Source organism: Pseudomonas sp. S3_G06, from assembly GCF_054667565.1.
On record NZ_CP162738.1, the window covers coordinates 1,204,851 to 1,217,720 of the forward strand.

The 12,870-nt window shown below is 59.2% G+C and carries 9 protein-coding genes; 7 read left to right on the plus strand and 2 right to left on the minus strand.

Annotated features, from left to right (window positions below; genetic code table 11):
* A complete protein-coding gene (locus AB4N47_RS05500) occupies window positions 1–1,929 on the minus strand; it encodes a transglycosylase SLT domain-containing protein (protein WP_071173063.1) in 1,929 nt (642 codons plus the stop codon).
* A gap of 214 nt (window positions 1,930–2,143) precedes the next feature.
* Here AB4N47_RS05500 and AB4N47_RS05505 point away from each other — a divergent pair, with 214 nt between their 5' ends.
* Window positions 2,144–4,066: an ATP-binding cassette domain-containing protein gene (locus AB4N47_RS05505; RefSeq protein WP_341637057.1), complete on the plus strand. Its 1,923-nt coding sequence runs from the start codon at window positions 2,144–2,146 to the stop codon at window positions 4,064–4,066.
* Between the two features lie 192 nt (window positions 4,067–4,258).
* Here AB4N47_RS05505 and AB4N47_RS05510 read toward each other — a convergent pair whose 3' ends face one another.
* Window positions 4,259–4,696, minus strand: coding sequence for a universal stress protein (locus tag AB4N47_RS05510; protein ID WP_016775498.1), 438 nt, complete (start codon window positions 4,694–4,696; stop codon window positions 4,259–4,261).
* A 103-nt stretch (window positions 4,697–4,799) separates the two neighbouring features.
* On the opposite strand from AB4N47_RS05510, the gene AB4N47_RS05515 reads away from it, so the two are divergent.
* From AB4N47_RS05515 to AB4N47_RS05540, 6 genes are all read left to right on the plus strand, one after another.
* Window positions 4,800–5,237 carry a hypothetical protein gene (locus tag AB4N47_RS05515; RefSeq protein WP_341637058.1) on the plus strand — a complete coding sequence of 146 codons (438 nt, stop codon included), beginning with the start codon at window positions 4,800–4,802 and terminating at the stop codon, window positions 5,235–5,237.
* A gap of 526 nt (window positions 5,238–5,763) precedes the next feature.
* A complete protein-coding gene (fadB, locus tag AB4N47_RS05520) occupies window positions 5,764–7,911 on the plus strand; it encodes a fatty acid oxidation complex subunit alpha FadB (protein WP_024013640.1) in 2,148 nt (715 codons plus the stop codon).
* 29 nt (window positions 7,912–7,940) lie between these two features.
* The gene (fadA, locus tag AB4N47_RS05525; RefSeq protein WP_016775495.1) at window positions 7,941–9,116 is read left to right on the plus strand and encodes an acetyl-CoA C-acyltransferase FadA; all 1,176 of its coding nucleotides are present in this window, start codon (window positions 7,941–7,943) and stop codon (window positions 9,114–9,116) included.
* Between the two features lie 93 nt (window positions 9,117–9,209).
* The gene (locus AB4N47_RS05530; protein WP_024013639.1) at window positions 9,210–9,446 is read left to right on the plus strand and encodes a DUF1653 domain-containing protein; all 237 of its coding nucleotides are present in this window, start codon (window positions 9,210–9,212) and stop codon (window positions 9,444–9,446) included.
* Window positions 9,447–9,560: 114 nt separating this feature from the next.
* A complete protein-coding gene (gene topA / locus AB4N47_RS05535) occupies window positions 9,561–12,194 on the plus strand; it encodes a type I DNA topoisomerase (RefSeq protein WP_016775493.1) in 2,634 nt (877 codons plus the stop codon).
* 144 nt (window positions 12,195–12,338) lie between these two features.
* A complete protein-coding gene (locus tag AB4N47_RS05540) occupies window positions 12,339–12,863 on the plus strand; it encodes a DUF6586 family protein (RefSeq protein ID WP_341637059.1) in 525 nt (174 codons plus the stop codon).
* The last annotated feature ends 7 nt before the right edge of the window (window positions 12,864–12,870 follow it).

The window sequence follows — 12,870 nt, forward strand, 5'->3', positions numbered from 1 at the left end:
TCATTGATCATCAAAATACCGCTCATGCCAATCCACCAGCGGTTGCGGCGAGTTGAGCTTTTGCCCATAGATCACCGAGTAAGACAACACGTTCTGCACGTATTGACGGGTTTCGTCGAAAGGGATGCTTTCCACCCACACGTCAAAGCTCAGGTGATCAGCGCCGCGCAGCCACTGACGCACACGGCCGGGGCCGGCGTTGTAAGCGGCGGAGGCGAGCACGCGGTTGCCGTTGAACTGGCTGTGAACCTGGCTGAGGTAAGCGGCGCCGAGCTGGATGTTCTTATCCGGATCGAGCACTTGCTGCGGTGAGGCCAATGGAATGCTGAACTTGCGCGCGGTTTCCTTGGCCGTGCCGGGCATCAATTGCATCAGACCGCTGGCGCCGACGCCGGAGCGCGCGTCGTCCATGAAGGCGCTTTCCTGCCGGGTGATGGCGAACACCCAGCTCGAATGCAGGCCGCGAACCTTGGCTTCACGCACGAGGGTATCGCGGTGCGCCATCGGGAAGCGGATGTCCAGATCATCCCAGTACTGCGCCTGACTGATGGTGCGAATCGCCGGGAAGTACCATTTCAGGTCGTAGGCCAGTTTGGCCTGGGCGACCATTTCATCGCGATTGAAATGTCGGCTGACGTGATACCACTCGCGACGCCCGTCGACGATCTGCCCACGTGCATGAAACTCCAGCGCGCGACGTACGCCGGGGGTGTTACGGACTTTGTTGATCAACGCCTGGCTGAGCACCAGCGGCTTGTTGTTCAGCGAGTAAGGCGATTGTGAACGGTCTGCGGCGAGGAAGCCGTAGAAGTCTCGTTCCCGCGCCAGATTCTTGTACAGGGTCAGCGCTTGCGGGTTTTGTGGCTCGGCCAGTTCCAGGCTGCGCGCCTGCCAGTAGCGCCAACGGTTGGTGGTGGCCAGGTCTTGCGGCAGACGTTTGGTCAGCTCATAGGCATCATTCCAGCGTGCCAGACGCAAGAGCAGGCGCAGGCGCCATTCCGAGACGGTGTTGTCGCGCAGCTCCGGATCGTATTTGGTCATGACGTCCAGCGCGCGGCTGTCGAAGCGGCGCGCAAGGGTCAGGCCGATCTCGCGAGCAATCGCGACTTTTTCATCACGAGAGAAATGCATGCTGCTGGCGTAACCGTCGAGCAAAGCCATGGCCTTGTCCGGATCCTGCCGAGCGAGGCGGCGCAGGCCGAGGCTGACGACGTCTGACATCGGCTCGTCGGCCGGGGTGAAGCGCGACGGCTGGTTGAGCAGTTCGGGTTTCTGCGCCACGTCGACCAGCAAGCGACCGCGCGGAGCGAGGGTGGTCAGGCCGTTGATCAGGCTGTTGGCCAGCGGATAGTTGCGTGCCTGCGCGGCAAGTTTGGTGCGCTCCCAGCGTTTCTGCTCGGTGAGCTGGCCATCGGCGGCCCAGATTCCGAACAACGCGTCACACGCAGCCGGTTGCGATTTGCCGGTCAGCCAGAGTTTTTCCGCACTGGCATACCCTTCGGCTTTCTTGTCGTGGCTGATCTGGTACTGCGCGTTGAGGCAGTCCAGTTCGGTGAAATTCAGCTTCGGATCGTAATACTTGACGAAGGTCGCCCAGTCGCCACGGTCGGCGAGCCAGCGCAACCAGCGCAGTTTCATCCAATTGGCCTGCGGCAAATCACCGTGTTCGGCGAGGAATTTCTCGATCTCGGCGTTGCTCGCCGTCTTCAGACGCGCGGTCAGTTCGTCGTAAGCCAGATACGGTTCCAGCGGATAATCGGCCAGCGCCTGGCTGTAACGGAAATACGGGCCGGTATCACCCTTGGCCAAGGCGCGCTTGGCTTCATCGTAATACTGGCGTTGGGTGGACAAGTCCACCGCCTGGACGGATTGAGCGGCAGCGGCGGTAAGAAACAAGCAGGACAAAACGCTGAAAAGGCGACTGCGCATGAGACATCCGGGCAGAGAAATCATGACAAGTGCCGATCGGAATCCGCACTGAATTGCCTGTAGCTTAGCCTTTTGCCAGCAAGCGGCGAAAGCTTTGCGAGCCTCGCTGCACAAGTTCGCAACAAATGTTGTGCAGAGTGCTTCGACAGACAAATTGCCGGCCTGCTGAAGCCTCAAGTCAGGTAGAATGCGCGCCCGGTTTTTGGAGAAGCTCATGACCCTGCTCAAATTCAGCGATGTGTCCCTTGCGTTCGGCGCTATGCCGTTGTTGGACAAGGTGTCCTGGCAGATCGCCCGTGGTGAGCGGGTGTGCATCATCGGCCGCAACGGCACTGGCAAGTCCAGCATGATGAAACTGGTCAAGGGCGACCAGAAGCCCGATGACGGCTCGGTGTGGCGTGCCCCCGGTCTGAAAATCGGCGAATTGCCGCAAGAATTGCCAGTGGCCGACGACCGGACGGTATTCGACGTGGTGGCTGAAGGCCTCGATGGTGTTGGCGCCCTGCTCGCCGAATACCATCACCTGAGCCAGAACATCGTCACCGACGCCGATCTGGACAAGCTGATGCACGTTCAGCACGACCTTGAAGCCCGTGACGGCTGGCGCTTGCAGACGCTGGTCGACAGCACCCTCAGCCGCCTGCAACTGCCGGCCGACAAGACTCTCGCCGAACTCTCCGGCGGCTGGCGTCGTCGCGTGCTGCTGGCTCAGGCGCTGGTGTCCGAGCCCGATCTGCTGCTGCTCGACGAACCGACCAACCACCTGGACATCGGTGCGATTGCCTGGCTCGAAGAGGCGCTGAAAGACTTCCAGGGCGCCGTGCTGTTCATCACGCACGACCGTTCCTTCCTGCAAAACCTCGCCACGCGCATCCTCGAACTTGATCGCGGCGGCCTGATCGACTGGAACGGCGACTACGCCAGTTTCCTCGTGCACAAAGAGGCTGCGCTGGCCGCTGAAGAAACTGCCAACGCGCTGTTCGACAAGCGTCTGGCTCAGGAAGAGGTGTGGATCCGTCAGGGCATCAAGGCCCGCCGCACTCGTAACGAAGGTCGCGTGCGCGCGCTGAAAGCCCTGCGCGTTGAGCGCAGTGAGCGTCGCGAGCGTACCGGCAAGGCCAACATCCAGCTGGAAACCGCCGACAAGTCCGGCAAGCAGGTAATGGTCCTCGAGAATGTCAGCTTCGCGCATCCGGGCGGGCCGTTCCTGATCAAGGATTTCTCCATGGTCCTGCAGCGCGGCGACCGTATCGGTCTGCTCGGCGCCAACGGTACCGGCAAGACCACCCTGTTGAAACTGATGCTCAGCGGTCTGCAACCGACCAGCGGTAAGGTGGAAGAGGGCACGCGGATCGACGTGGCGTACTTCGACCAGTTGCGCCATCAGTTGGATCTGGAAAAAACCGTGATCGACAACGTCGCCGAAGGTCGCGACTTTATCGACATCGACGGGCAGAGCCGCCATGTGCTGAGCTATCTCGGCGACTTCCTGTTCAGCCCGCAGCGTGCACGCACGCCGGTCAAGGCGTTGTCCGGTGGCGAGCGTGCGCGTCTGTTGCTGGCGAAGCTGTTCAGTAAACCGGCGAACCTGCTGGTACTCGACGAACCGACCAACGACCTCGATGTGGAAACCCTCGAGCTGCTCGAAGAAGTGCTGCTGACTTTCAACGGCACCGTGCTGATGGTCAGCCACGACCGGGCATTCCTCGACAACGTGGTGACCAGCACCCTGGTCTTCGAAGGCGAAGGCAAGGTTCGTGAATACGTCGGTGGCTATCAGGACTGGATCCGTCAGGGCGGCTCGCCGCGTCTGTTGGGCGTGACTGAAAGCAAGTCGGGCAAGGCTGACCTGAACTCGGCGGTGGTCACCGCTGAGCCTGCTGCGGTGGCTGCGCCTGCCGCTGCCGCTCCGGTTGCCAAGAAGAAACTGAGCTACAAGCTGCAGCGTGAACTGGAAGCCTTGCCGGGCGACATCGACGCCAAGGAGCAGCAGATCGCCGCGGTTGAGGCGGAAATGGCTGAAGCCGGTTTCTACCAGCGTCCGCCGGCGGAAACGGCCAAAGTGATTGCTTCGCTGGAGCAATTGCAGGCCGAGCTGGATGCGTTGGTGGAGCGTTGGGCCGAGCTGGATGCCTGATTGCTGCTGATGTGAAAAAGCCCGGCGCTCAGTGATGAGCGCCGGGCTTTTCATATGTAACGCGATCTACAGGCTGAAACAAATCACCTGCGGTAGCGAGCCTGCTCGCGAAAGCGGTGTGTCAGGCAGTACTCATATTGAATGTGCCGACGTATTCGCGAGCAGGCTCGCTCCCACAAAGAGCAAGACAGATCAGCGTTTGACCAGGTGCACCGCCAGTACATCGCATGGCGCACCGTGCAGCACATCATTCGCGGTCGAGCCGAGCAGCAGTGCCAGGCCATGACGGCCGTGACTGCCGACCACGATCAGATCGCACGCTTGTTCCTTGGCGAAATGATGGATTTCCTGGCGTGGCTGGCCGTAGGTCAGATGGCAATTGGCGCCTTCGAGCTCGGGGTATTTCGATTTGAGTTTTTCAAGACGCTCCTTGGCCTGATCAAACTGCTGTTGTTGCAGTTGTGACAGGTCCATCGGCACGTCGCCACCGAAGGCCATGGCCATAGGTTCAACGATATGCACCAGCGACAACTTGGCAGCGTTGCTCACTGACAGCTCGCGGGCGCGGTGGATCACAGGGTCGCACTCTTCGGTCAGATCTACGGCGACCAGTATGTGGTGGTAGGGCATGAGGTGCTCCTCCTGAGGGTTCGATATTGGTAAGTATGGCTGGTTTCAAGCGCATTGGTTCGCAAGTGACACAATGGGCTCATCAAAAATCGGGAGTACAGATATGACGGTCTGGCTGGTGGTGTCAATCCTGCTGGTAGTTTTAAGTCCACTGGCATGGTTGCGCCCATCGCGCACGCAGAGCGGGCGCATGGCCTTGCGCATGGAGGCGCGACGCATCGGCCTGGCGATGCAGCTGGCGCCGCAGGAGTGGCCGCACTGGCTGCTGCCGGAGCCGCCGAATCCCTGCGCCCAGTACCACCGACCGCGGCGTGGCAGACAACCGGCGTGCTGGACCTATTGGCAGAAAACCCCGGGCGTGTGGGTCAATCAATGGCAAGAAGTCTGCGATGACCGGACCCTGCTCGATTATTTCGAAAAATTGCCGGGCAATGTTTTCAAGATCGAAGCGGACAAGCAGATGATCGCCTTGTACTGGGGCGAGAAGGGCGAGGCGACAGTTCTGCAGGATATCGACGCGACCCTGAAAGCACTGGCGTGATGCGCGGACTTTTCTCACTGCAACGGTGTGAAACGTCCGGCAGACGCGCAATAAAAAGCCCGACATGATTCGTCGGGCGGGTTGGCCAGGCAGGCCGGTAATCTTTTTTTGCGGCAGGCGCTTTGATCGCCCCGGCAAATTTCCTCGCAGTCCACCCAGCGTAGCCTTATGAACAGGGCTCGGGAGAAATTAGGGCGACTTTTCTAACTATTGATTCTATGAATGGCTCAACATCGAGACGGGTGTTGCTGCTCATCATGGTGCAGAAATGACTGCAAAGTCGCATTTCAGCCCGAATTTAGGGCGATTGACAATTGTCAGAAATTCCGTGAAGGTGACGTACCCGAATCAAACGGGCGTATGAATTGAGCGTTTGTCTTACAGAGTGCTCCTACAGAATCCCGACTATCGCGTTGGCGGGTGTGCCAGGCGGACGGTGTCAGTATCGACGAGCAAAGCGTCCTTCTGAGCCATAAGCCTGCGTCCGACGTGTACTGTTCAGCTTCCATATCGTGGAGATCAGTTGATGATTTACGAAGGTAAAGCCATCACGGTTAAAGCTCTTGAAAGTGGCATCGTCGAATTGAAATTCGACCTCAAGGGTGAGTCCGTCAACAAGTTCAACCGTCTAACCCTGAACGAACTGCGTCAGGCCGTAGACACCATCAAGGCAGATGCTTCGATCAAGGGCGTGATCGTCAGCAGCGGCAAGGACGTGTTCATCGTCGGCGCCGACATCACCGAATTTGTCGACAACTTCAAGCTGCCGGATGCCGAGCTGGTTGCTGGCAATCTCGAAGCCAACAAGATCTTCAGCGATTTCGAAGACCTCAACGTGCCAACCGTCGCGGCCATCAACGGCATCGCCCTCGGTGGCGGTCTGGAAATGTGCCTGGCGGCTGACTATCGCGTCATGTCCACCAAGGCCAAGATTGGTCTGCCGGAAGTCAAACTGGGCATCTACCCAGGCTTCGGCGGCACCGTGCGTCTGCCACGCCTGATCGGTGTCGACAACGCTATCGAGTGGATTGCCGCCGGCAAGGAAAACCGCCCGGAAGACGCGCTGAAAGTCAGCGCCGTCGACGCCGTAGTCGCCCCTGAAAAATTGCAGGAAGCTGCACTTGAGCTGATCAAGCGCGCCATCTCCGGCGAGTTCGATTACAAGGCCAAGCGTCAGCCGAAACTTGAAAAACTCAAGTTGAACGCCATTGAGCAAATGATGGCTTTCGAAACCGCCAAAGGTTTCGTGGCTGGCCAGGCCGGCCCGAACTACCCGGCGCCGGTTGAAGCGATCAAGACCATCCAGAAAGCCGCGAACTTCGGTCGCGACAAAGCACTGGAAGTGGAAGCTGCAGGCTTCGTCAAACTGGCCAAGACCTCTGCTGCGCAGAGCCTGATCGGCCTGTTTCTGAACGATCAGGAACTGAAGAAAAAGGCCAAGGCCTACGACGAAATCGCCAAGGACGTGAAGCAGGCTGCCGTACTCGGCGCTGGCATCATGGGTGGCGGCATCGCCTATCAGTCGGCCTCCAAAGGCACGCCGATCCTGATGAAGGACATCAACGAGCACGGTATCGAGCAGGGTCTGGCCGAAGCCGCCAAGCTGCTGGTCGGCCGCGTTGACAAGGGTCGCATGACCGCGGCGAAGATGGCTGAAGTGCTTAACGGCATTCGTCCGACCCTGTCGTACGGCGACTTCGGTCACGTCGATCTGGTCGTCGAAGCTGTGGTCGAGAATCCGAAGGTCAAGCAAGCGGTGCTGGCTGAAGTCGAAGACAAGGTCAAAGAGGACACCATCCTCGCGTCCAACACCTCGACCATTTCCATCAGCCTGCTGGCCAAGGCCCTCAAGCGTCCGGAAAACTTTGTCGGCATGCACTTCTTCAACCCGGTGCACATGATGCCGCTGGTGGAAGTGATCCGTGGCGAGAAGTCCAGCGAACTGGCGATCGCCACCACCGTTGCCTATGCGAAGAAAATGGGCAAGAACCCGATCGTCGTCAATGACTGCCCGGGCTTCCTGGTGAACCGCGTGCTGTTCCCGTATTTCGGCGGTTTCGCCAAGCTGGTCAGCGCCGGTGTCGACTTCGTCCGCATCGACAAAGTCATGGAAAAATTCGGCTGGCCGATGGGTCCTGCGTACCTGATGGACGTGGTCGGCATTGACACCGGTCACCACGGTCGCGACGTCATGGCTGAAGGTTTCCCGGATCGCATGAAGGATGACCGTCGTTCGGCCATCGACGTGCTGTACGAAGCCAAACGCCTCGGCCAGAAGAACGGCAAGGGCTTCTACGCCTACGAGGCCGACAAGAAAGGCAAGCAGAAGAAAGTCGCCGATCCGTCGGTACTCGAAGTGCTCAAGCCGATCGTTTACGAGCAGCGCGAAGTCACTGACGAAGACATCATCAACTGGATGATGATCCCGCTGTGCCTGGAAACCGTGCGTTGCCTGGAAGACGGCATCGTTGAAACCGCCGCCGAAGCCGACATGGGTCTGGTTTACGGTATCGGTTTCCCTCCATTCCGTGGCGGTGCGCTGCGCTACATCGATTCGATCGGTGTTGCCGAGTTCGTTGCCCTGGCTGACCAATACGCTGATTTGGGCGCGCTGTACCACCCGACCGCGAAGCTGCGCGAAATGGCCAAGAACGGTCAGAGCTTCTTCGGTTAAGCGCCCCCAATTAGAGTGAGAGTGAACTTATGAGCTTGAATCCTAGAGACGTCGTGATTGTCGACTTCGGTCGTACTCCGATGGGCCGCTCCAAGGGCGGCATGCACCGCAACACCCGCGCCGAAGACATGTCGGCGCACCTGATCAGCAAACTGCTGGAACGCAACAGCAAGGTCGACCCGGCGGAAGTCGAGGACGTGATCTGGGGCTGCGTCAACCAGACCCTGGAACAGGGCTGGAACATCGCGCGCATGGCGTCGCTGATGACCCAGATCCCGCACACTTCTGCTGGCCAGACCGTCAGCCGCCTGTGCGGTTCGTCGATGAGCGCGTTGCACACCGCTGCGCAAGCGATCATGACCGGCAACGGTGACGTGTTCGTGGTCGGCGGCGTCGAGCACATGGGCCACGTGAGCATGATGCACGGTGTCGATCCGAACCCGCACATGTCGCTGTACGCGGCGAAAGCCTCGGGCATGATGGGCCTGACCGCTGAAATGCTCGGCAAGATGCACGGCATCACCCGTGAGCAGCAGGATGCCTTTGGCGTGCGTTCCCACCAGTTGGCCCACAAGGCAACCGTGGAAGGCAAGTTCAAGGACGAAATCATCCCGATGCAGGGTTACGACGAGAACGGTTTCCTGAAACTGTACGACTACGACGAAACCATTCGTCCGGAAACCACCCTGGAAAGTCTGGCGGCGCTCAAGCCGGCATTCAATCCGAAAGGCGGCACCGTGACTGCCGGTACTTCGTCGCAGATCACCGATGGTGCTTCGTGCATGATCGTGATGTCGGCGCAGCGTGCCCAAGACCTGGGCATCCAACCAATGGCGGTAATCCGTTCGATGGCAGTGGCCGGTGTGGACCCGGCAATCATGGGCTATGGTCCAGTGCCGGCGACACAAAAAGCCCTGAAGCGTGCGGGCCTTGGCATCAACGATATCGACTTCTTCGAGCTCAACGAAGCTTTCGCCGCACAGGCCTTGCCAGTGCTGAAAGATCTGAAAGTGCTCGACAAGATGAACGAGAAGGTTAACCTGCACGGCGGCGCGATCGCCCTGGGTCACCCGTTCGGTTGCTCCGGTGCACGTATTTCCGGCACCCTGTTGAACGTGATGAAGCAGAATAGCGGCACCTTCGGGGTGGCCACTATGTGCATTGGTCTCGGCCAAGGCATCTCCACCGTCTTCGAACGCGTTTAAGCGTCTCGTCGATGGAAGCCGGGGCCCAGTGCCCCGGTTTTTGTTTTTGGGTTTTTTATTTATTTTTGAAAAGATTTCAGTGAGGGCCGAAGCATGCCGATACAACCTGGGCTCTACCAACATTACAAAGGTCCGCAATACCGTGTATTCAGTGTTGCGCGGCATTCCGAAACCGAAGAAGAAGTGGTCTTTTATCAAGCCCTGTATGGCGATTACGGCTTTTGGGTGCGCCCGTTGAGCATGTTCGTCGAGTCGGTCGAGGTTGACGGCGAGCAGGTGCCGCGCTTTGCTTTGGTGCAAGCCGAACCGAGCCTTTTTGACAAGGTTTGAGGCGACTGCGCAGACAACCCTGCGCTTGACCTCACCTTGTATCAACTATATATAGCGGTGCCGCGTCAGGCGCCAACCGCCTTTCACTTCTAGAATTCAGGAATTTTCTGATCCATGGGCAAATCGCTGGTCATTGTGGAATCCCCGGCTAAGGCCAAGACCATCAACAAGTATCTGGGTAACCAATACGTGGTGAAGTCGAGTATCGGCCATATCCGAGACCTGCCCACCAGCGGTTCGGCTAGCGCCAGCAAAGAGCCAGCCGCCAAGCGCGGCAAGGCGGCTGCGGGCGAAGGTCCGGTGCTCTCGCCGAAAGAGAAAGCGCGCAAGCAGCTGGTCTCGCGCATGGGCGTTGATCCCGAGCACGGCTGGAAAGCCCAGTACGAGATCCTTCCGGGCAAAGAAAAGGTCATCGAAGAGCTGCGCCGGCTCGCCAAGGATGCTGACACCATCTATCTCGCAACCGACTTGGATCGCGAGGGGGAAGCCATTGCCTGGCACCTGCGCGAAGCCATCGGTGGTGACGACAGCCGTTACAAGCGCGTGGTGTTCAACGAAATCACCAAGAAGGCGATCCAGGAAGCCTTCTCCGAGCCGGGCGAGCTGGACATTGATCGTGTCAACGCCCAGCAGGCGCGTCGCTTCCTCGACCGCGTCGTCGGCTACATGGTCTCGCCGCTGCTGTGGGCCAAGATCGCCCGTGGTCTGTCCGCCGGTCGCGTGCAATCGGTTGCGGTAAAACTGGTGGTCGAGCGTGAGCGCGAAATCCGTGCGTTCAATCCCGAAGAATACTGGGAAGTGCATGCCGATCTCGGCACTGCCAAAGGCTCGACCGTGCGTTTCGAAGTGGCTCGCGAAAAAGGCGAAGCCTTCAAGCCGCTGAACGAAGCCCAGGCCATGGCTGCGCTGGAGAAGCTAAAGTCCTCCAGCTACAGCATCGTCAAGCGCGAAGACAAACCGACCAGCAGCAAGCCGTCGGCGCCGTTCATCACGTCGACCTTGCAGCAGGCTGCGAGCAACCGCCTCGGTTTCGGCGTGAAGAAAACCATGATGATGGCGCAGCGTCTGTACGAAGCCGGCTACATCACTTACATGCGTACCGACTCGACCAATCTCTCGGCCGACGCCGTGGCGATGGCGCGCACTTACATCGAGGACGAATTCGGCAAGAAGTACCTGCCGGAAACGCCGAACGTCTACAGCAGCAAGGAAGGCGCGCAAGAGGCTCACGAAGCGATTCGTCCGTCCGACGCCAACACCACGCCAAGCAAGCTGGCGGGTATGGAGCGTGACGCCGAGCGTCTGTACGAGCTGATCTGGCGCCAGTTCCTCGCCTGCCAGATGCTGCCGGCGCAGTACCTGTCGACCACCGTCAGCGTCGGCGCTGGCGACTTCGAACTGCGCGCCAAGGGCCGTATCCTCAAGTTCGACGGTTACACCCGCGTGATGCCGCAGATTGCCAAGCCTGGCGATGATGACGTGCTGCCGGACATGGCCCAGGGCGATGTGATGAAGCTGATCAAGCTCGATCCGTCGCAGCATTTCACCAAGCCACCGGCGCGTTACTCCGAGGCCAGTCTGGTCAAGGAAATGGAAAAGCGCGGCATCGGTCGTCCTTCGACCTACGCTGCGATCATTTCGACCATTCAGGATCGCGGTTATGTGACCCTGCACAACCGTCGTTTCTACTCGGAAAAGATGGGCGACATCGTCACCGAGCGTCTGTCCGAGAGCTTCTCCAATCTCATGGACTACGGCTTCACCGCCGGCATGGAAGAGAACCTCGATGACGTGGCGCAGGGCGAGCGCGACTGGAAAAATGTGCTGGACGAGTTCTACGGCGACTTCAAGAAGAAGCTCGAAGTAGCGGAAAACCCGGACAGCGGCATGCGCGCCAACCAGCCGGTCATGACTGACATTCCGTGCACCACCTGCGGTCGTCCGATGCAGATTCGTACCGCATCGACTGGCGTGTTCCTCGGCTGCTCGGGCTACAGCCTGCCGCCGAAAGAGCGCTGCAAGGCCACCGTCAACCTGGTGCCGGGCGATGAAATCGCAGCGGACGACGAGGGCGAATCGGAATCGCTGGTACTGCGTGGCAAGCATCGCTGCCCGATCTGCAGCACGGCGATGGACGCCTATCTGCTGGACGAAAAGCGCAAGCTGCACATCTGCGGTAACAACCCGGATTGCGCCGGTTACGAAATCGAAGAGGGCAGCTATCGCATCAAGGGCTATGAAGGTCCGAGTCTGGAATGCGATAAGTGCGGCAGTGAAATGCAGCTCAAGACCGGCCGTTTCGGCAAGTTCTTCGGATGTACGAACCCGGAGTGCAAGAACACCCGCAAGCTGCTGAAGAGCGGTGATGCGGCGCCGCCGAAGATGGATCCGGTGAAGATGCCTGAGCTGAAATGCGAAAAGGTCAACGACACCTATATCCTGCGCGACGGTGCCTCCGGTCTGTTCCTGGCCGCCAGTCAGTTCCCGAAAAACCGCGAGACTCGCGCTCCGCTGGTGATCGAGATTCTGCCGCACAAGGACGAGATTGATCCGAAGTACCACTTCCTGTGCGAGGCTCCGCAAAAGGATCCTGACGGTCTGCCAGCGGTCATCCGCTACAGCCGCAAGACCAAGGAGCAATACGTACAGACCGAAGTCGATGGCAAACCGACAGGCTGGAAGGCGTATTACGACGGTGGCAAGTGGACTGTTGAAGACAAGCGCAGCGCAAAGGCCAAGGCTGAGTAAGCGCTAGTCTGAACAGCGAAAAGGCCGCATGAAACCTTGAGGGTTTCATGCGGCCTTTTTGTTTTGTGCTTGCGGTGGCATCGGCTGATCCACGACACTGTCCGACCCGTGTGAAGCAATTATTTCGTTGTGGAGGCTGCCGTCATGGCCCACGAACTCTATACCCGCACCAACCAGAAGATCTATTTCGCTGGGCTGTCACTCGAAGCTCTGGCTCGTGCTGAAGAAGGGCGGGCGATGAATTCTCTGGCGCTGATCCAGGCCGGGCGTGAGTCGGCGTTGTTCCACCTATACGGCGCGCTGCTGGGCTTGTGTCATGAGATCGCTGGCTTTTATCGTCTGCCGCAGGCCAATTCGCCGAGGGCAGAGGAGTTGCTGAGGCGCGAAGTGCTGGAATCGATAGCGATCCCGGAGCTGGCGGAAATGGTCGAGCTGGCCGGTAATCCGGAAACCTGGCTGGCGAAACTGCTGGCGGCGCACGCAGCACTGTTTCAGCCACCGAGGGCGCCACGCAAGCCGAAAGGCGACGTGACGCAGCCGCTGATCCAAGCGATTAATCTTGATGAAGAAGAGGCGCCACAAGAGCTCAGTCGAGATGAGCTGGAGAGCTGGCGGCAGAACCTCAAGGGCCTTGCCCTGCGTTTCCGGGAAGGCTTGAACGAGTGCTGAGGTAGTT

Coding starts and splice junctions, on each gene's coding strand:
- fadA (WP_016775495.1), top strand. CDS start 7,941: ATGAGCTTGAATCCTAGAGACGTCGTGATTGTCGACTTCGGTCGTACT.
- fadB (WP_024013640.1), top strand. CDS start 5,764: ATGATTTACGAAGGTAAAGCCATCACGGTTAAAGCTCTTGAAAGTGGC.
- AB4N47_RS05515 (WP_341637058.1), top strand. CDS start 4,800: ATGACGGTCTGGCTGGTGGTGTCAATCCTGCTGGTAGTTTTAAGTCCA.
- topA (WP_016775493.1), top strand. CDS start 9,561: ATGGGCAAATCGCTGGTCATTGTGGAATCCCCGGCTAAGGCCAAGACC.
- AB4N47_RS05510 (WP_016775498.1), bottom strand. CDS start 4,696: ATGCCCTACCACCACATACTGGTCGCCGTAGATCTGACCGAAGAGTGC.
- AB4N47_RS05500 (WP_071173063.1), bottom strand. CDS start 1,929: ATGCGCAGTCGCCTTTTCAGCGTTTTGTCCTGCTTGTTTCTTACCGCC.
- AB4N47_RS05530 (WP_024013639.1), top strand. CDS start 9,210: ATGCCGATACAACCTGGGCTCTACCAACATTACAAAGGTCCGCAATAC.
- AB4N47_RS05505 (WP_341637057.1), top strand. CDS start 2,144: ATGACCCTGCTCAAATTCAGCGATGTGTCCCTTGCGTTCGGCGCTATG.
- AB4N47_RS05540 (WP_341637059.1), top strand. CDS start 12,339: ATGGCCCACGAACTCTATACCCGCACCAACCAGAAGATCTATTTCGCT.